Annotated in this window: 16 protein-coding genes; 7 read left to right on the forward strand and 9 right to left on the reverse strand. The window is 73.0% G+C overall.

The window, feature by feature from the left end:
* Window positions 1–97: 97 nt before the first annotated feature.
* Window positions 98–562 carry a Crp/Fnr family transcriptional regulator gene (locus OHB41_RS06750; RefSeq protein WP_266697026.1) on the forward strand — a complete coding sequence of 155 codons (465 nt, stop codon included), beginning with the start codon at window positions 98–100 and terminating at the stop codon, window positions 560–562.
* Window positions 563–745: 183 nt separating this feature from the next.
* Entirely contained in the window at window positions 746–1447 is a 702-nt protein-coding gene (locus OHB41_RS06755) for a response regulator (RefSeq protein WP_266696886.1), read from the forward strand.
* Between the two features lie 131 nt (window positions 1448–1578).
* On the opposite strand, the gene OHB41_RS06760 is transcribed toward OHB41_RS06755, so the two are convergent.
* Together OHB41_RS06760 and OHB41_RS06765 are read right to left on the reverse strand one after the other, a co-directional pair.
* Window positions 1579–3363, reverse strand: coding sequence for a sensor histidine kinase (locus OHB41_RS06760; protein ID WP_266697027.1), 1785 nt, complete (start codon window positions 3361–3363; stop codon window positions 1579–1581).
* Window positions 3364–3679: 316 nt separating this feature from the next.
* The gene (locus tag OHB41_RS06765; protein ID WP_266697028.1) at window positions 3680–6076 is read right to left on the reverse strand and encodes a phosphoketolase family protein; all 2397 of its coding nucleotides are present in this window, start codon (window positions 6074–6076) and stop codon (window positions 3680–3682) included.
* 47 nt (window positions 6077–6123) lie between these two features.
* On the opposite strand from OHB41_RS06765, the gene ppk2 reads away from it, so the two are divergent.
* Window positions 6124–6927 carry a polyphosphate kinase 2 gene (gene ppk2 / locus OHB41_RS06770; protein ID WP_266697029.1) on the forward strand — a complete coding sequence of 268 codons (804 nt, stop codon included), beginning with the start codon at window positions 6124–6126 and terminating at the stop codon, window positions 6925–6927.
* A 5-nt stretch (window positions 6928–6932) separates the two neighbouring features.
* On the opposite strand, the gene OHB41_RS06775 is transcribed toward ppk2, so the two are convergent.
* Both OHB41_RS06775 and OHB41_RS06780 read right to left on the reverse strand, forming a co-directional pair.
* The gene (locus OHB41_RS06775; protein ID WP_266697030.1) at window positions 6933–7823 is read right to left on the reverse strand and encodes a universal stress protein; all 891 of its coding nucleotides are present in this window, start codon (window positions 7821–7823) and stop codon (window positions 6933–6935) included.
* Window positions 7824–7828: 5 nt separating this feature from the next.
* Window positions 7829–8164: a zinc-dependent alcohol dehydrogenase family protein gene (locus tag OHB41_RS06780; RefSeq protein ID WP_266697031.1), complete on the reverse strand. Its 336-nt coding sequence runs from the start codon at window positions 8162–8164 to the stop codon at window positions 7829–7831.
* A 685-nt stretch (window positions 8165–8849) separates the two neighbouring features.
* Between OHB41_RS06780 and OHB41_RS06785 the strand changes: the two genes are divergently transcribed.
* The 3 genes from OHB41_RS06785 to OHB41_RS06795 all read left to right on the forward strand — a co-directional run bounded on the left by OHB41_RS06785 (window position 8850) and on the right by OHB41_RS06795 (window position 11117).
* Window positions 8850–9677 (forward strand): ferredoxin reductase domain-containing protein, encoded by an 828-nt coding sequence (locus OHB41_RS06785; RefSeq protein WP_266697032.1) that lies wholly within the window; start codon window positions 8850–8852, stop codon window positions 9675–9677.
* Between the two features lie 172 nt (window positions 9678–9849).
* The gene (locus OHB41_RS06790) at window positions 9850–10326 is read left to right on the forward strand and encodes an Lrp/AsnC family transcriptional regulator (RefSeq protein ID WP_266697033.1); all 477 of its coding nucleotides are present in this window, start codon (window positions 9850–9852) and stop codon (window positions 10324–10326) included.
* Window positions 10327–10403: 77 nt separating this feature from the next.
* Window positions 10404–11117 carry an HAD family hydrolase gene (locus tag OHB41_RS06795; RefSeq protein WP_266697034.1) on the forward strand — a complete coding sequence of 238 codons (714 nt, stop codon included), beginning with the start codon at window positions 10404–10406 and terminating at the stop codon, window positions 11115–11117.
* A 56-nt stretch (window positions 11118–11173) separates the two neighbouring features.
* On the opposite strand, the gene OHB41_RS06800 is transcribed toward OHB41_RS06795, so the two are convergent.
* From OHB41_RS06800 to OHB41_RS06815, 4 genes are read right to left on the reverse strand one after another with little or no spacing between them, the layout of a single operon-like run.
* On the reverse strand, window positions 11174–12346 hold the full coding sequence (locus OHB41_RS06800) for an XdhC family protein (protein ID WP_266697035.1): 1173 nt from the start codon (window positions 12344–12346) through the stop codon (window positions 11174–11176).
* Window positions 12339–14489 (reverse strand): xanthine dehydrogenase family protein molybdopterin-binding subunit, encoded by a 2151-nt coding sequence (locus tag OHB41_RS06805; RefSeq protein ID WP_266697036.1) that lies wholly within the window; start codon window positions 14487–14489, stop codon window positions 12339–12341. Before OHB41_RS06805 ends, OHB41_RS06800 begins: the two co-directional genes overlap by 8 nt.
* Window positions 14486–15478 (reverse strand): FAD binding domain-containing protein, encoded by a 993-nt coding sequence (locus OHB41_RS06810; protein ID WP_266697037.1) that lies wholly within the window; start codon window positions 15476–15478, stop codon window positions 14486–14488. Before OHB41_RS06810 ends, OHB41_RS06805 begins: the two co-directional genes overlap by 4 nt.
* A complete protein-coding gene (locus tag OHB41_RS06815; RefSeq protein WP_266697038.1) occupies window positions 15475–16155 on the reverse strand; it encodes a (2Fe-2S)-binding protein in 681 nt (226 codons plus the stop codon). The genes OHB41_RS06810 and OHB41_RS06815 overlap by 4 nt, the downstream gene beginning before the upstream one ends.
* A gap of 261 nt (window positions 16156–16416) precedes the next feature.
* Here OHB41_RS06815 and OHB41_RS06820 point away from each other — a divergent pair, with 261 nt between their 5' ends.
* Window positions 16417–17034, forward strand: a complete 618-nt coding sequence (locus tag OHB41_RS06820) for a TetR/AcrR family transcriptional regulator (RefSeq protein ID WP_266697039.1) — start codon at window positions 16417–16419, stop codon at window positions 17032–17034.
* A 201-nt stretch (window positions 17035–17235) separates the two neighbouring features.
* Here OHB41_RS06820 and OHB41_RS06825 read toward each other — a convergent pair whose 3' ends face one another.
* Window positions 17236–17514, reverse strand: a complete 279-nt coding sequence (locus OHB41_RS06825) for a dihydrofolate reductase family protein (protein WP_266697040.1) — start codon at window positions 17512–17514, stop codon at window positions 17236–17238.
* Between the last annotated feature and the right edge of the window lie 131 nt (window positions 17515–17645).

The raw sequence follows: 17645 nt of genomic DNA on the forward strand, positions 1-17645 counted from the left end.
GCGGCCCGGTCCTCGGGGCCGGGTGGCCCCTGGCCCCATTCGCCGGACGGGGAGAGTGTGGATGCGGCAGGGCCCCGCGTCAGGAAGAGACAGGGACATGAACGCCTCCCCCACATTCACCAGGCTGCGGGTACTGCCCGTCGAACACCGCGAGCGCCTGCTGCGTCTCGCCCGCGAGGTGTCGTTCCCGCAGGCAACCCGTCTGTTCGAGGAGGGCAGGCGCGCCGACCGGTTCTGGATCATCCGGACCGGCACGATCACGCTCGACCTGCGTGTACCGGGCCGGCGCGCGGCCGTCATCGAGACTCTCGGGCACAACGAACTCATCGGCTGGTCCTGGCTGTTCGGGCCCCACATCTGGCACCTCGGCGCCGAGACGACGAGCCCTGTGCGCGCGTTCGAGTTCGACGCCGAGCAAGCGCGGGTCATGTGCCAGGACGACCCGGTGCTGGGAATGGCGGTGGCCGAGTGGGTGGGGGACACCGTCGCCCGACGGCTGCGGTCGGCACGGACACGGCTGCTGGACCTGTACGCGCCCTACGGCAGCGGCCCGCTCGGCTGACGCCGGTGCCCTTCGTCGGCCGCACCGCCCGGGTTGGACCGGCCGGCCCTGGTGCACCCGGGCCCGGAAGGCGATGATCGTCGTCATAGCGCTCGTGATCCTGGTCGTGGGTCCACCCGGGAACGGTCCGCGGTCCGTCGGAGAACGGCAGTCCGCCAGGGAACAAGCGAACTAGGGGTCTTCATGGCCGAGGCGCGTGCCTTCACGGAACAGAACCCGATCCGGGTCTTTCTGCTGGACGACCACGAGGTCGTACGCCGTGGCCTGACCGATCTCCTGGACGCCGAGCCGGACATCTCGGTGGTCGGCGACGCGGGCAGCGTCGAACAGGCACTGGTGCGCGGCCCGGCGCTGCGTCCGCACGTCGCCGTGCTCGACGTCCGCCTGCCGGACGGCGACGGGATCAGCGTCTGCCGCGAGCTGCGCAGCCAGATGCCGGAACTGGCCTGCCTGATGCTGACGTCCTTCGACGACGAGGAAGCCCTCCTCGACGCGATCATGGCGGGAGCCTCGGGATACGTACTCAAACAGATCAAGGGCTCCGACCTGGTCTCGGCAGTCCGCACCGTGGCTTCGGGCCAGTCGATGCTGGATCCGACCACGACGGCCCGGCTGATGCGGTCACTGCGCGCCGACCCCGCCGGGGAACCTGCCCTCGCTCCCGAACTCGCCGGCCTCTCACCCCGCGAGCGGGACATCCTCGCACTCATCGGGGACGGGCTCACCAACCGGGAGATCGGCAAGAAGCTGTACCTGTCCGAGAAGACGGTGAAGAACCACATCTCCCGGCTGCTGGCCAAACTCGGTGTCCAGCGCCGAGTCCAGGCAGCGGTCCTGGCCAGCCACCTGGAGAACCCCGACACCGCCGACCGCAAGAGTCGCTGACCCCGGGGAGTGCCGGCGGTGCGGGGCACACCGGCACCACCCTTCACGGACGGCCACCGGCCCCCGGACACCACCCTTCACGGACGCCCGCCGACCTCCGCCCGCCGGACACCACCCGGACCACCCGTCTCTCAGACGCCCTCCGGTCCCCCGGCCGTCCGCGAGTCGGTCGGGGCCGGGGCCGGGGCCTCGGCCGGGGCCACCGGCACCCGCCACACCAGCCGCGTACCGCCGCCCTCCGGCCTCTCGCCGAGTGTCAGCGCTCCGCCCAGGGCGACGGCACGTTCCTCCAGGTTCCGCAGCCCGCTGCGCGCGGCCCCCGGGGGCACCCCGCAGCCGTCGTCGGTCACCGTCAGCGTCAACTCGCCCTCGCCGCACCGGAGCCGGACGTCCACGGCCCGTGCCCCGGAGTGCCGGGCCGCGTTGCTCAGTGCCTCGCCGAGCACCGCGACGGCGTGGTCGGCGATCTCGCCGGGGACATCGGTCTCCACGAGCCCCTCGATCCGCAGCGCGGGCGAGAACCCGAACGAGGTGGCCGAGGCCGTCACCGCCTGCGAGACCCGGCCGCGCAGACCGCTGTCCTCCCTGGTACCCGCGCCGTGCGCGCGCAGACCGAAGATCGTGGACCGAATGATCTTGATGGTGTCGTCCAGGTCGTCGACGGTCCGCGTCAGTCGCTCCATGCCCTCGGGATGCTCCATGAAGCGCTGCGCGCTCTGCAGGGTCATGCCCGCCGCGAAGAGCCGCTGGATGGCGAGGTCGTGGAGGTCGCGGGCGATGCGGTCGCGGTCCTGGAGCAGCGCGATCTGTTCCGCGTCCCGGCGCCGTTCGGCCAGTTCCAGGGCGAGGGCGGCCTGGTCGGCGAACCCGAGCAGCGGTCCGGTGTCCGCGTCACCGAACGGTACGCCGCCCGGCTCCCGCCCCAGCAGCAGCACTCCGCGCGCCTTTCCGCTGATCCCCAGCGGCACCGCCACCACGGGGCCGAGCCCGGCCCAGGGGGCCGCGCCCGCGCCCGGCCGGGTGTCGTTCGCGATGTCGGCGCTGACCACCGGCTCGGCGGTGGCCAGCGCGGCTCCCACGAGGCCGTCCCCGGAGGACATCACCAGGCCGCTGCGCTCGCGCGCCCCGAGGCCGACCGCCAGTGCCGGGCGCAGGGCCTCCTCGCCCGGCACCCGCTCCGCGATCATCCCCATGTCCGCGCAGACGATCTTCCGCGCCTCGTCGATGATCAGCTCCAGCACCTCCTCGCCGGGCGCGCCGGTCAGGAGCATGCTGGTGACCTTTCCGCTGGCCCGCTGCCAGCGTTCCCGCAGGCGCGTCTCCTCGTACAGCCGCGCGTTCTCGATGGCCACCCCGGCCGCGACCGCCAGCGTCGACAGGACCGACTCGTCCTCGGCGTCGAACTGCGTACCGCTGCGCTTCTCGGTGAGATACAAGTTCCCGAACACATCGTCGCGCACCCTGATCGGAACCCCGAGAAAGGAGTGCATCGGCGGGTGGTGGGCCGGGAAGCCGTACGACTCCGGGTGCTCCGAGAGTTCCGGCAGCCTCAAGGGCACCGGGCGCCGGATCAGCTCGCCGAGAAGCCCGTGTCCGCTGGGCAGCGCCCCGATCCGCGCGCGCCGCTCCTCGTCGATCCCGACGGTCAGGAACTCGGACAGCTTCCGGTCCCCGCCGATCACGCCGAGCGCCCCGTACTCGGCGTCCACGAGCACCACCGCGGCCTCCACGATGCTGCGCAGCACCTGCGGCAGGTCCAGCTCCCGCCCGACCGAGAGGACGGCCTCCAGCAAGCTGTGCAGACGGTCCCTGGTACCACGCACCGCGTCGATACGCACCTGGAGCTCGCCCAGCAGCTCGTCGAGCCGAAGTCCGGGCAGATGCTGCCCGGACCCCTGGCTCTCGTCCCCGCTCATCGCTTCCTCCGACCGACAGGGCAGACAGGGCAGCTCGGACAAGCTCTCGTGTCTTCACCGTACTGTCCGGGGGCCCCGGTCTCATCACCGGGACGGCGACGAGACCCCCCGGACCGGACTCGCGCCGCAACCGCCCGTCGCCCCGTCGGTGTCGAGGAGGACGGCCGCCGTACCCCGTGGCGCTCGGGGTACGGCGGTGCCGCTCGGCCCGGTACTCACCGGGCGTCGGGCGCCTGCCCGTGGTGTGCGGTCACGACGGTGAACTCCTTCACGCACGACACGCACGGGGCGCACGGGGCGCACGGGGCGCCGGTCGTCAGCCGGTCCAGGTCCAGTCGGCGACCTCGGGCAGGTCGGTGCCGTGTTCCCGGATCCAGGCATGGTGGCGGGTGCGGACGTCGGCCATCCGCTGGCGCACGGAGGCGGCGCGGACACCGAGGCCGGGGACCCGGTCGATGACGTCCATGACGAGCCGGTAGCGGTCCAGGTCGTTACGGACGACCATGTCGAACGGCGTCGTCGTGGTACCCATCTCCTTGTAGCCGCGGACGTGCAGGTGGGGGTGGCCGGTACGGCGGTAGGCGAGGCGGTGGATGAGCCACGGGTAGCCGTGGTAAGCGAAGATCACCGGCTTGTCGGTGGTGAACAGTCCGTCGTACTCCAGGTCGCTCATCCCGTGCGGATGGTCCTCGCGGGGCATCAGCCGGGTCATGTCGACGACGTTCACGACACGCACGGCGAGACCGGGCAGCAGCCGGCGCAGCAACTGGGCCGCGGCCAGGACCTCCAGGGTGGGAACGTCACCCGCGCAGGCCAGGACGACATCCGGTTCGCCACCGTTCTCCGTGCCCGCCCACTCCCAGACTCCGGCACCGCGGGCGCAATGGGCGCGGGCCTCGTCCATGGACAGCCAGTCGAAGCAGGGCTGCTTGCCCGCGACGACGACATTGACGTAGTCACGGCTGCGCAGCACGTGATCGGCCACCGACAGCAGGGTGTTGGCGTCCGGCGGCAGATAGACCCGCACGACCTCCGGGCTCTTACTGAGGACGTGGTCGACGAAACCGGGGTCCTGGTGGGAGAAGCCGTTGTGGTCCTGGCGCCAGACGTGCGAGGTCAGCAGGTAGTTCAGGGAGGCGATCGGAGCACGCCACGACAACTCCCGTGACGTCCTGAGCCACTTGATGTGCTGGTTGACCATCGAGTCGACGATGTGGACGAAGGCCTCGTAGCAGGAGAACAGGCCGTGCCGGCCGGTGAGGAGATAGCCCTCCAGCCAGCCCTGGCAGGTGTGTTCGGACAGGATCTCCATGACCCGGCCGTGCCGGTCCAGGTGTTCGTCCACCTGGAGTGTCTGGGCCTGCCAGGCCTTGCCGCTCGCGGCGTAGACGGCCTCCAGCCGGTTGGAGGCCGTCTCGTCGGGGCCCACCAGCCGGAAGTCCCGGCGGTGCGCGGTGTCCTTCATCACCTGTTCGAGAAGGTCGCCGAGGACACGGGTGGGCTCGTGCAGGGTCGTGCCCGGCTTGTCGACGGGCACGGCGAAGTCGTCGAGCGGCGCGATGGGCAGCTCCCGTACGAGCAGACCGCCGTTGGCGTGCGGGGTGGCGCCCAGCCGGCGCGCCCCCTCCGGCACACAGGTGAGGACCTCGGCGACCGGCCGGCCCTCGGCGTCGAAGAGCTCCTCGGGGCGGTAGGAGCGCAACCAGGACTCCAACTGACGCAGATGGGCGGGGTTTTCCCGGACGCCGGCGAGCGGGACCTGGTGAGCGCGCCACGTTCCCGCGACGGGCAGGCCGTCGACCTCCGCGGGTCCGGTCCACCCCTTCGGCGTGCGCAGCACGATCATGGGCCAGTGCACGCGCTCGCTCACGCCGTCCTCGCGGGCGGTGCGCTGCATCAGCGCGATGCGGTCCAGGGCCCGGTCGAAGGCGTCGGCCATGGCCCGGTGCACCTGGTGCGGGTCGTCACTGGTGACGTGGATGGGGTCGTGGCCGTAGCCGCGCAGCAGCTCGTCGAGTTCGGGCTCGGGGATGCGGGCCAGCACGGTCGGGTTGGCGATCTTGTAGCCGTTGAGGTGCAGGATCGGCAGGACGGCCCCGTCGTTGACCGGGTCGAGGAACTTGTTGGAGTGCCAGGACGCGGCCAGCGGTCCGGTCTCCGCCTCGCCGTCCCCGATGACGCAGGCGACCAGCAGGTCCGGGTTGTCGAAGGCGGCGCCGTAGGCGTGCGCGAGGGAGTAGCCGAGCTCGCCGCCCTCGTGGATCGAGCCCGGTGTCTCGGGGGCGACATGGCTGGGCACGCCACCGGGGAAGGAGAACTGCCGGAACAGCCGCTCCATGCCGGCCGCGTCCCGTGACACGTCCGGGTAGGTCTCGCTGTAGGAGCCCTCCAGCCAGGAGTTGGCGAGCACCGCGGGCCCCCCGTGGCCGGGCCCCCAGACGCACAGCGCGTCCAGACCGCGGGCCCTGATCACCCGGTTGAGGTGGGTGTGGACGAGGTTGAGTCCGGGCGAGGTGCCCCAGTGACCCAGCAGCCGCGGCTTGATGTGGGCCGGGGTCAGGGGCTCGGTCAGCAGCGGGTTGGCCAGCAGGTAGATCTGGCCCACGGCAAGGTAGTTGGCGGCCCGCCAGTGGGCGTCCAGGGTGCGCAGTTCCTCGTCGCTCAGTACGGTGGCGTCCTGTTGTTCCACCTTGGACGGTTGGACCTTGGGCATGGTGACTCCGAAGTCATCGGGGCAAGTCAGCGGGCGGAGGAGGTGGCATGGCCGGCAAGGGGACGGCGTCGTTGCCGGAAGCGGTGTACGAGCGGGAGCTGCTGCGGCTCCAGACGGAACTGGTGAAGCTGCAGGAGTGGGTGCGGGCCGAGGGCGCCCGGCTCGTGGTGATCTTCGAAGGGCGTGACGCGGCGGGCAAGGGCCGCACGATCAAAAGGGTCTCGGAGCACCTCAACCCGCGGGTCGCGCGGACCGTGGCGCTGCCCAGGCCGACCGAGCGCGAGCGCACCCAGTGGTATTTCCAGCGGTACGTCGAGCATCTGCCGGCCGCCGGGGAGATCGTTCTGTTCGACCGGAGCTGGTACAACCGGGCCGGTGTCGAGCACGTCATGGGTTTCTGCACCCAGGAGGAGTACCAACTCTTCCTGCGTCAATGCCCGCTCTTCGAGCGCATGCTCGTGGAGGAGGGGATCGTGCTGCGCAAGTACTGGTTCTCGGTGAGCGACGCGGTGCAGCAGGACCGGTTCCGGCGCCGGCTGAAGGATCCGACGCGGCGCTGGAAGCTCTCCCCGATGGACCTGGAGTCGATCACCCGCTGGGAGGCGTACTCCCGGGCGAAGGACGAGATGCTGGTGCACACCGACATCTCGGAGGCGCCCTGGTTCGTGGTCGAGAGCGACAGCAAGCGCCGCGCCCGGCTGAACATGATCGCCCATCTGCTCGGCTCGGTGCCCTACTACGAGGTGCCCCCGCTGGTGCTGGAACTCCCGCCCAGGCCGCCGTCGACCGGGTACGAGCGCCCGCCACGCGATCTTCAGACGTACGTCCCCGACCATGCGGCGAGCCTCTGAGCCGGTCACGGTGTCTCCGCCCGGCCGGGGACGACGGCGACCGGGCAGTCGGACCGGTGCAGGACGGCGCGCGCGATCCGGCCGACCGGCAGCCCGACGTGTCCGCGGTGCCGCTCGGCGCCGACGACCAGCAGGTCCGCCTCGGCCGCGGCGGCCAGCAGCACGCCGCGGGCGGGCCCCTCGGCGGGCCGCAGGCGGAGGTCCACCGACGGATGGTCAGCCGCGGGTCCGGCGAGTGCCGACTCCAGGATCTCCACCGCCTGCCGCTCGTGCAGTCGGGCGGGTTCCCCCTCGACGGGCGGCTGGTCCGTCGGCTCCCGGCCGGGCCACCGCCAGGCCCGTACCGCGTCCAGGGCGGCCCCGCGGGCCTGTGCCTCCTGGAGGGCGAAGCGCGCGGGTGCGGAGTTGTGCGGGCCGTCGCCGACCCCGAGGACGATCCGGCGGTGCTTCCCGGCCGCGGCCCGGCTCTCCTGGCCGCCGCGCAGCACGATCACCGGGCAGTCGGCACGGGCGGCCACCGCGAGGCTCACCGAGCCGAGCAGCAGTTCGACGAGCCCGTTGCGCCCGCGCGAGCCGATGACCAGCGCGCAGGCACCGTGCCCCTCGTGCAGCAGGACGCTCACCGGGTCGTCGGGCAGGACGTCGGCGGACACCGCCAGGCCGGGCCGCCGGTCACGGACACGCCGCGTGGCCGCGTCGACGACGTCCTCGACGAGTACCTGCTCCGAGGGCCGGTCCGCTCCCCCGGCGGCGGAGACTCCTTCGTAGCGTTCCCACAGTGAGGCGTTCACCAGCCGCAGCGGGGCCCCGCGCAGCGCCGCCTCGTCCGCCGCCCAGTCCACGGCGCGCAGGCTGGGTGCGGAGCCGTCGACGCCCACGACGAGGGGAAGCTCCAAGATCCTCACCTTCCCGTGCCGGGATCGAGGACGATCCCGGTCCTGTCCCGACCGCGCGGCCTCTCGTCGATGGGCTGGTCCACTGCCGCGAGCGGACGGGTCCCGTGGACGGATACGGTCGGACCCGGCGCGTGCGGCCGAAGGACCGCGAAATCCTGCCGCGTCCCGAGGTCGGAACCCGTCACCGGGACGCCGGCGCGGATCGTGCCGTGGACCGGGGCCCGGACCGTGCCGTCGATCAGGGCCCGGATCGCGCCGTACGCCGGCACGGCCACCCTCACGAGTTTCCCGCCGGGCCGCAACCCGGGCCGGGACACGGCGAAGGCGGCTTTGTCCACCATGGTGGTGATTCCCTCCTCACGCGGGATCACCCCGCCGCACGGCCCCCGTTCGCACCGCCCGCGTGCCCTGCCCGACCGAGGCACGGTCGTCCGCCGCCGGGCCCTCGCCCGCCGCGGAGCCGGACGGGTGACACGCCGGACAGGGACCTGCCCGGGGCCGGCCGAGAGAACGGGGCGCCTCGTGACGACCGGAAGACACCCGAACACTCGTACGATTAATGGCTTCATGTTCCGGTCCCCTCGGGGGGTCGGTCGCGCGGGACGACAGCGACGGGGGCGTCCGGTGAGAGGAGCGGGGTCCGGCTCCCGGACGCGGACCGGCCTCGACGACGGCCGCCCGAGCCTGCCTCGCGGCCCGCCCACGCGGCGGCGGCCCGGTGTCCGGGCGAGCCGGCGGGACCCACGGTGACACTGCGGAGCATGGTCCCCCTCTCCCGGGCCGGGCGGACGATGTGTTTCCAGCCTCCGGTCCCGGAAGGCCACGGTGCAGGGGCCGCAGGTCCCCGGCGGGGGCCGAACGGCCCTATGGGCCCGTCGCCCCGCGCCCGGGGGCGGCGACCTGTGGTGCCCGCCCCCTCATGCGTCCACGCTGGAAGGGGCACCCTCGACCCGGCGCACCTCGCCGGTGAGCGACCGGACGGTCCTCGTACCGGTACGTACGCCCCTACGGCAGCGGAGGCCGGCCATGGACGACGTTCCCCTCCCCTATCAGGTGACCCAGGCGCGCGACGAGACGGCCGACACGGTCACCCTCACCCTCGCGCCGACCGGCGCCGGGCTGCTCGCGCCGTTCACGCCCGGCCGCTACGCCCTGGTGCACGCCCTCGGGGTGGGCGCGATCCCGGTACCGGCGTCCCGCATCGACCGCCACGAACTCGCCCTGACGATACGGTCGCTGGAGGCGGTCTCGGCCGCGCTGTGCGCCCTCCGGCCGGGCGGCCGGGTCGGTCTGCGCGGCCCGTTCGGCACCGGCTGGGAACTCGACAGGGCCGCCGGGCAGGACCTGCTGGTCGTCGCGGACGGACTCGGCCCGGCGCCACTGCGCCCGCTCGTCCTCGACGCGCTCGCCGCACCGCAGTCGTACGGACACCTGAACGTCCTGGTCGGCGCCCGCACCCCGGACGACATCCTCTACGCCCAGCAGACACACGCCTGGTCGGCGGCGCACGGCCCCCCGCACTGCGCGGTCACCGTCGACCGCCCCGGCCCCGCCTGGGAAGGTCCCGTCGGCGCCGTCACGGCTCTCCTGGACGGGGCCCGGTTCGAGCCCCGGAACACCGCGGCCTACGTCTGCGGTCCCGCGGGGAAGATCCGGGCGGCCGCCCATGCCCTGCTCCGGCGCGGCCTGCCCGCGGAGCGGATCCGGGTAGCCCTCGACGGATTCCCCGACGGCGACACCGGTCACCGCCACGGTGCCCGGCCAGGGGATGTCCTGCTGTCCCGGGACGACGGCCCGGTGGTCGGCTGGGACCAGGTCGAGTCCCCGTCCTCCGCCGCGGGACCCGACGCCTGACCCGGGGCCCTTCGTGACTCCGCGGCCGGCCTGCCGCCCGGCCGCGGCCCACCGGCTCGGCAGTCGGGTGCCACGGGCCCACGGCCTCACCTGTCAGGCCCGGTCCGGCGCGGAAGGGGCCGTCGGTACAGTCGGTGAAGATCACCTCAGGCGGCAGGAAGGCCGGCGCACCATGGCCGTGGACGAGCTCGACACCCGGATCCTGCGGCTCCTCCTGGAGCAGCCGCGTACCAGCGTGCGTGAGTACGCCCGCACGCTCGGCGTCGCCCGCGGCACGCTGCAGGCCCGCCTGGACCGGCTGGAACGGGACGGCGTGATCACCGGCACGGGACCCTCGCTGTCCCCCGCGGCGCTCGGCCACCCCGTGCTGGCCTTCGTGCACATCGAGGTCACGCAGGGCCATCTCGACGAAGTGGGCGACGCGCTCGCCGCCGTACCGGAGATCATCGAGGCGTTCTCGATCACGGGCGGCGGCGATCTGCTCACCCGGGTGGTGGCGCGCGACAACGCCCACCTGGAGGACGTGATCCAATCGCTCATCAGCATGCCCGGCGTCGTACGGACCCGCACCGAGGTGGCGCTGCGCGAACGTGTCCCGCACCGGGTGCTGCCACTGGTGGAATCGATCGGCCGGATGGCGAACGGCTGACGGGGGCGGCGACGGGGTGATCGCGACGCGGGGAACACCTCACCCCTCACCGGCCGGGCCTTGGCATCCTGGACCCCATGAGCGCTCTCGGTCGCACCTCGGTCATCTTCGATCTCGACGGAACTCTCGTGGACAGCGAGCCGAACTACTTCGAAGCCGGGCGGCAGACACTCGCCGAACAGGGCATCACCGACTTCACCTGGGCCGACCACGAACAGTACGTCGGCATCAGCACCCGGGAGACGCTCGCCCTCTGGAAGGAGCGCTACGGTCTGCGGGCTCCGCTGGAGGTCCTGCTCGCCGACAAGAACCGCCGCTATCTGGAGCTGGCCCGTGCCTCCACGCATGTCTATCCGGAGATGCGGAAGTTCGTCCGGCTGCTGGCCGACGAGGGCGTCCCGATGGCCGTGGCCTCGGGCTCCTCGGCCGCCGCCATCGAGGTGATCCTCACGGGGACCGGCCTGGCGGCCCGACTGACGACCGCCGTCTCGGCCGACGAGGTGGCGCACGGCAAGCCCGCCCCCGACGTCTTCCTGGAGGCGGCTGCCCGCCTGGGAGCCGCGCCGGCGGACTGTGTGGTCCTGGAGGACGCCGCCCCGGGGGCCGCGGCCGCGCATGCGGCCGGGATGCGCTGCCTCGCGATCCCGTACGTCACCGCGCAGGCCGACGACCCGGCGTTCGGCACGGCCGGGCTGCTGCTGCGCGGGGGCCAGGCCGAGTTCACGGCGCGGGCCGCGTACGACTGGCTCGCACGCTCGGCCGCGTCCTGCCGCACCTCCGGCACGCCCTGAGCCCGCCGGTACCCTTCCAGAACCGCGCGAACCCGCACCCGGCCGGCCGCCACCGGTCAGGCGGCCTCCCGCGTCCCCGTCGCACCGCCGCCCGGGCCGCCACCCCCGTCGCGGTGGATCGGCGTCCGCGAGCCGGTCAGCGGAGCGCCGGTGCCGCCCTCACGGGCCGCGACGATCTCCGCCGCGATGGACAGCGCGGTCTCCTCCGGAGTACGGGCCCCGAGGTCGAGCCCGATCGGGGACCTCAGACGGGACAGCTCCCGCTCGCCGAGCCCGGCCTCGCGCAGCCGCCGCTCACGGTCCTCGTGGGTGCGGCGCGACCCCATGGCCCCGACGAAGGCCGCCGGCATCCGCAGGGCCGCCTCCAGCAGCGGTATGTCGAACTTGGCGTCGTGGGTGAGCACGCACAGGACCGTCCGCTCGTCGGTCCCGGTACGCCGGAGATAGCGGTGCGGCCAGTCGACGACGATGTCGTCCGCCTCGGGAAAACGGACCCGGGTGGCGAAGACGGGACGGGCATCGCACACGGTCACGTGGTAACCGAGGAACTTGCCGACCCGGACCAGCGCCGTGGCGAAGTCGACGGCGCCGAAGACGATCAGACGCGGTGGCGGCACACTGGACTCCACGAACAGCGTCACGCCTCCCGGGCACCGCGAACCGTCCTCGGAGACCTCGACCGTGCCGGTACGCCCCGCCGTCAGCATGCCGCGGGCCTCCCCCGCCGCCGTGCCGTCCAGCGCCGGGGAACCGCTGAGACCTCCCTCGACCGGTGGCCCGTACATCTCGTCGGGGCGGACGAGCAGCGCCCTGCCCAGCAGCTCGGCCGGTCCCCGGGCCACCCGGGCGACGGCGGCCGGCTCACCGCGGGCCGCGGCCGCCAGCGCCGCCTCGAACACCTTCCGGTCCGGTGCGTCCGCGCGCACCGGCGTGACCAGGACATCGACGACACCGCCGCAGGTCAGCCCCACCGCGAAGGCGTCCGCGTCGCTGTATCCGAACCGTTCGAGCACCGTCCGGCCGTCCTGGAGCGCCTGGACGCACAGGTCGTACACGGCCCCTTCGACGCATCCCCCGGAGACCGAGCCGACGGCCGTGCCGTGGCCGTCCACGGCGAGGGCGGCGCCCGGACCGCGCGGCGCGCTGCCGCCGACGCGCACGACGGTGGCGACGGCGAAGTCCCGGCCCTCCTCGGCCCAGCGGTGCAGCTCGTCGGCCAGGTCAAGCACCCGGATCCCCTTCCGCCGCGGTCCCCGCGAGCAGCACCCGGTCGGGTCGGATCGGCAGGTTCCGGTGGCGTACGCCGGTCGCGTGCCAGACCGCGTTGGCGATCGCCGCCGCGGCTCCGACGACCCCGATCTCACCGATGCCCTTGATGCCGACCGGGTCGTCCGGGTCCGGGTCGTCCACCCAGTCCGCTTCGATCTGCGGCACGTCGGCGTGCGCGGCGAAGTGGTAACCGGCCAGGTCCGCGCCGACATGGCCGCCCGTGGCCCGGTCCCGGACCGCCTCCTCGTGCAGCGCCATGGACAGGCCCCAGACCATTCCGCCGACGAACTGCCCGCGCGCCGTCAGCGGGTTGACGATGCGGCCCGCGGCGAAGATGCCGAGCATCCGCCGCACCCGCACCTCCCCCGTGGTGACGTCCACGGCGACCTCGGCGAACTGCGCCCCGAAGGTGTGCCGTTCCATCGGCGGCAGCGCGCCGACGGCCTGGGAGGTGTCCGAGCGCGCCGTGATCCCCTCCGGCGGGATGCCACCGCCGAGGACCAGCCGCTCGCGCAGCTCGGCCGCTGCGACCCGGATCGCCCAGGCCCAGGAACGGGTGCCCATCGAACCGCCGGCGATCATCGCCGGGCCGAAGTCGCTGTCCGCGATCCGCATCCGGATGCGCTCCGGCTCCGTCTCCAGTGCGTCCGCGGCGACCAGGGTGAGCGCGGTCCGCGCCCCGGTCCCGATGTCCGAGGCGGTGATCCGTACGGTGAAGGTGCCGTCGGGCTCCGCTGTCACGGCCGCCGTGGACGGGGCGGACAGCATGGGGAAGGTGGCCGCGGCCGTGCCGGTGCCGAGCAGCAGACGCCCTTCGCGGCGAACTCCGGGGTGCGGGTCACGGCCCGCCCAGCCGAACCTGCGGGCCCCTTCCTCGAAGCAGCCGGCCAGATTGCGGCTGCTGAAGGGCAACCCGGAGACGGGGCCCACGTCCGGCTCGTTGCGAAGACGCAGCTCGATCGGGTCGAGGCCGCACTTCTCGGCGAGTTCGTCGATCGCGGACTCCAGCGCGAAGGAACCCGGCGCCTCCCCCGGGGCCCGCATCCAGCTCGGCGTCGGCACGTCGAGCCGTACGACGCGGCTGGCGGAGTGGTGCGCGTCGGAGCCGTACATCGCCCGCCCGAACTCGGCGCTGCGCTCGACGAACTCGTGGACGGTCGAGGTGAGACTCTCGGCCCGGTGCTCGACCGCGCGCAGCCGTCCGTCCGCGTCGGCGCCGAGCCTGACCCGCTGCGCCGTGGGACTGCGATAACCGACGAGGGAGAACATCTGACGCCGGGTCATGACGACCCTGACCGGGCGGTGCAGCACGGTCGCGGCCATCGCGGCGGCGACGGAGTGGGGTCGGGTCCCCTTGGAGCCGAAGCCGCCTCCCACGTGCTCGGACCGCACCCGGACCGACTCGGGGTCGAGCGAGAACAGCTTCGCCAGTTCGTCCGCCACGAACCTGCTGCCCTGGTTGGAGTCGATCACCTCGAGCCGGCCGCCGTCCCAGCGGGCGACCGCCGCATGCGGCTCCATGGGGCTGTGGTGCTCCTCCGGGGTGCTGTACTCGGCGTCCACGACGACGGCGGACGCGGCGAGTTCGGCCTCCAGGTCGCCCTTCGTCGCGGCGGGGGCGCTCTCCGGCGTGTACACACCGGGAAGTCCGGCGGCGAACACGACGTCGTGCGGCTCCTCGTCGTACTCGACGACGAGCGCCTCGGCGGCCTCCCTCGCCTGCTCGGGTGTCTCGGCGACGACGAGGGCCACCGGCCAGCCGGCGTACGGGACCCGGTCCCGCTGGAAGATCTGGGCGATCGGGTCGGGCACGCCGAAGGCGTTCGTGTAATCGCCGTTGAGGCGCGGGGCGTTCACGTGGTCCAGGACGGCGAGGACACCCGGCATCGCGAGGACGGGCGCGGACCGCACGGCGCGGACACGGCCCCGGGCCACCGTGGACAGCACCAGCCAGCCGTGGGCGAGTTCGGGATAGGGCACCTCGCCTGCGTAGCGAGCCGCTCCGGTCACCTTGGCCACGCCCTCCACACGGGTGCGCGCGGTGCCGACGGCCACGACCGCCGGGGTCGTGGTGGTCGTGGTGGTCGTGGTGGTCGTGGTCATCGGGCGGCCTCCTCGGTGAGCTCGGTCAGCGTCGCCACGACGAGATTGCGCATCAGGGGCACCTTGTATCCGTTGTGGGGCAGCGGTTCGGCCGACGCCAGTTCGGCGTCCGCGGCGGCGGCGAAGGCCTCGGCGTCCGCCGGTCCCCCCAGCAGCGCCCGCTCGGCCTCCCGGGCACGCCACGGCCGGGACGCCACCGCCCCGAAGGCGAGGCGCACTTCGCGCACCACCCCGTCGCGGACGTCGAGCGCGGCGGCGATCGAGCCGATCGCGAAGGCGTACGAAGCGCGCTCGCGCACCTTGCGGTAGCGGGAGCGGGCGGCGACCGGGGCGGCGGGCACGGTGACGCCGGTGATCAGCGCGCCGGACGGCAGGGCGGTCTCCCGGTGCGGAGTGTCACCCACCGGCAGATAGAACTCCGCGAGCGGCAACTCACCCGGTCCGTCGAGCGTTTCGTACGTGACGGCGGCGTCGAAGGCGGTGAGGGCCACCGCCATGTCGGAGGGGTGCGTGGCGACGCAGTGCGCGGAGGCGCCGAGGACGGCGTGGTTGTGGTGCTCGCCCTCGATGGCGGGACAACCACTGCCGGGAACACGCTTGTTGCAGGGTTTCGCCAGGTCGGTGAAGTAGCCGCAGCGGGTGCGCTGGAGCAGGTTCCCGCCGACCGTGGCCATGTTGCGCAGCTGCCCCGAGGCACCGGCCAGGACGGCCTGCGCCAACGCCGGGTATCGGCCCCGCACTTCGGGGTGTGCGGCGAGGTCGCTGTTGGTGACGGTCGCACCGATGCGCAGCCCCTCACCCTGGGTGAACCCGATCCGGTCCAGGGGGAGTTCACGCACGTCGACCAGGCGCGCGGGCCGCTCCACCCCGCTCTTCATCAGGTCGACGAGGTTGGTGCCGCCGCCGAGACACCGCGCCTCGGGGTCGGCGCCCAGCAGGGCGACCGCGCCGGCCACGTCGAAGACGCGCTCATAGCCGAACTCCTTCATGCCACAGCCTCCTTGGCATCCACTCCGGTGGTGCCGGACTCTTCGTCCGCTTCCGTCTCCATGGCATCGGATTCCGCGGCACCGGATTCCGTGACGTCGGATTCGATGAGGTCCGACCGCGCGGCACGGACTTCCCCGGCCCGGACCGCCCCGTCCTCTGCCGCCCGGGCGACGGCTTGCACGATCGACACGTATGCGCCGCAGCGGCACAGGTTGCCGCTCATCCGCTCGCGTATCTCCTCGGCGGTGAGCGGCGGGACGCCCGCTTCGGGCCGTACGTCGGCGGTCACGGCGCTCGGCCAGCCCGCCGCGTGCTCCTCGATCACGCCGAGGGCCGAGCAGATCTGGCCCGGTGTGCAGTAGCCGCACTGATAACCGTCGAGGTCGAGGAAGGCCTGCTGCACCGGGTGCAGTCGTTCCCCGTCCGCCACGCCTTCGATGGTGGTGATGTCGCGGCCCTCCGCGGCCACGGCGAGTTGCAGACAGGAGACGGCGCGGCGCCCGTCGAGCAGCACCGTGCAGGCGCCGCACTGACCCTGATCACAGCCCTTCTTGGTACCCGTGAGATCGAGATGCTCGCGCAGCGCGTCGAGCAGGGTGGTGCGGTGGTCGACGGGCAGCGTGTACTTCTCGCCATTGATGTTCAGGGTGATGGCGCTGGACGTCGATGGGGCCATGAGCAGCCTTCTTTCGCCGAGTCGCGGGTCGCGGGGGAAGGAGTGGCGCTGAGCGTTGGGGGCGGATGGGACCGAGGGCCGCCGTACAGGGTGCGGAGCCACGCCGGCTTCGAGGGGCGCCAACAGTCCACGTTGGCCGGATCTCGCGCTATGGTGAACCGAAGTGGACAGCTGTCCACTAACCCTGAACTTAGCGGACAGCTGTCCACTTAGCAAGGCCGGGCTCCGCCGCGAGTGCCGTGCCTTCCGGAAGGGGGACGAGTGCAGCAGAAGAAGGACGCCCCGCTGCGTTCGGACGCGCAGCGCAACCGCGAGCGCATCCTCGAAGTGGCCCTGGCGGAACTGACCCACTCCTCGGACACCCCGCTCAGCGCGATCGCCAAGAAGGCGGGCGTGGGACAGGGCACGTTCTACCGGAACTTCCCCAACCGCGAGGCGCTGGTCCTGGAGGTCTACCGCTACGAGGTGCAGCAGCTCGCCGACACCGCGGCCCAGCTGCTGGAGACCCGCGCTCCCGACCAGGCCCTGCGGGAGTGGATGGACCGGCTGGCGCAGTACGCCATGGCCAAGGCAGGCCTGGCCGAGGCGTTGCGCGCGTCCACCGTGACCCGGGGCACCCTGACCAGGCTGGGGCACGGCGCGGTCTCCTCGGCCGTCTCCCTCCTTCTCGACGCCAACGAGCGGGCGGGCACCATCCGCCCGGGGGTGACCCCCGACGACTTCGTCCTCGCGATCGCCGGCCTCTGGCAGATGGACGCGCACGGAGACTGGCAGCCGCGCGCCGCACGTCTGCTGGACCTGGTGATGGACGGTCTGCGGGTGGGCGCGCCGGGTCCGCGCCCCCCGGCGTCCGGCACGGCCTCCGCCGACGCGGGGTGAGCCGCGCGAGGGACTCGCATGCACCGGACTCGGACGCGGTGGACCCGGACGCGCCGGGTGAGGCGCTTCACCGAGTTCGGACGCGCCGGGGTGACACGCGCGACGAGCTCAGCCGTGCCGGAAGGAGACGCGCGCCGCGCGCCCGCCGATGCCGGTACCGGACACGCCGACCCCGGGCGGCGCACCGTCTGGTGCACCACATCACGTCATGCACCACATGACGTCATGCACCATGTGGCGCACACCTGACGTCACGCGCGCGGCACCGGGATCACGCCACCGGCGCAGCAGCCGGGCGGGGGCGACGGCCGGCGAGCTCACCAGCTCGGGGACGCGGTAGCCGTCGACCGCGTCCCCGAGGTGGTCGAAGAGACGCTCACCTCGCCCGAGGAGCCGGGGAACGACGGCCAGGTGCGGTTCGTCGACGAGCCAGGCGCGCACATACTGCTGGACGGTGGCCGATCCCCCGCCGAGGCGCACGTCCCGGCCCGCAGCCGCCTCGAGGGCCGCTCCAGGACCGTGGTGACGGGTTCGTCGGTGAAGTGGAGGGTGGTTCCGCCCTCCATCGTCAGCGACGGCTGCGGACGCGGCCGACGACCGTGGGAGGTGCG

The organism is Streptomyces sp. NBC_01571, assembly GCF_026339875.1.
In the GTDB taxonomy this organism is placed as follows: domain Bacteria; phylum Actinomycetota; class Actinomycetes; order Streptomycetales; family Streptomycetaceae; genus Streptomyces.

What these genes read in the sequence shown, in the direction of transcription:
- OHB41_RS06760 (WP_266697027.1), bottom strand. Translation starts at nt 3,363, where the DNA reads ATGAGCGGGGACGAGAGCCAGGGGTCCGGGCAGCATCTGCCCGGACTT.
- OHB41_RS06810 (WP_266697037.1), bottom strand. Translation starts at nt 15,478, where the DNA reads ATGAAGGAGTTCGGCTATGAGCGCGTCTTCGACGTGGCCGGCGCGGTC.
- OHB41_RS06755 (WP_266696886.1), top strand. Translation starts at nt 746, where the DNA reads ATGGCCGAGGCGCGTGCCTTCACGGAACAGAACCCGATCCGGGTCTTT.
- OHB41_RS06795 (WP_266697034.1), top strand. Translation starts at nt 10,404, where the DNA reads ATGAGCGCTCTCGGTCGCACCTCGGTCATCTTCGATCTCGACGGAACT.
- OHB41_RS06765 (WP_266697028.1), bottom strand. Translation starts at nt 6,076, where the DNA reads ATGCCCAAGGTCCAACCGTCCAAGGTGGAACAACAGGACGCCACCGTA.
- OHB41_RS06815 (WP_266697038.1), bottom strand. Translation starts at nt 16,155, where the DNA reads ATGGCCCCATCGACGTCCAGCGCCATCACCCTGAACATCAATGGCGAG.
- OHB41_RS06750 (WP_266697026.1), top strand. Translation starts at nt 98, where the DNA reads ATGAACGCCTCCCCCACATTCACCAGGCTGCGGGTACTGCCCGTCGAA.
- ppk2 (WP_266697029.1), top strand. Translation starts at nt 6,124, where the DNA reads ATGGCCGGCAAGGGGACGGCGTCGTTGCCGGAAGCGGTGTACGAGCGG.
- OHB41_RS06785 (WP_266697032.1), top strand. Translation starts at nt 8,850, where the DNA reads ATGGACGACGTTCCCCTCCCCTATCAGGTGACCCAGGCGCGCGACGAG.
- OHB41_RS06790 (WP_266697033.1), top strand. Translation starts at nt 9,850, where the DNA reads ATGGCCGTGGACGAGCTCGACACCCGGATCCTGCGGCTCCTCCTGGAG.
- OHB41_RS06805 (WP_266697036.1), bottom strand. Translation starts at nt 14,489, where the DNA reads ATGACCACGACCACCACGACCACCACGACCACCACGACCCCGGCGGTC.
- OHB41_RS06780 (WP_266697031.1), bottom strand. Translation starts at nt 8,164, where the DNA reads ATGGTGGACAAAGCCGCCTTCGCCGTGTCCCGGCCCGGGTTGCGGCCC.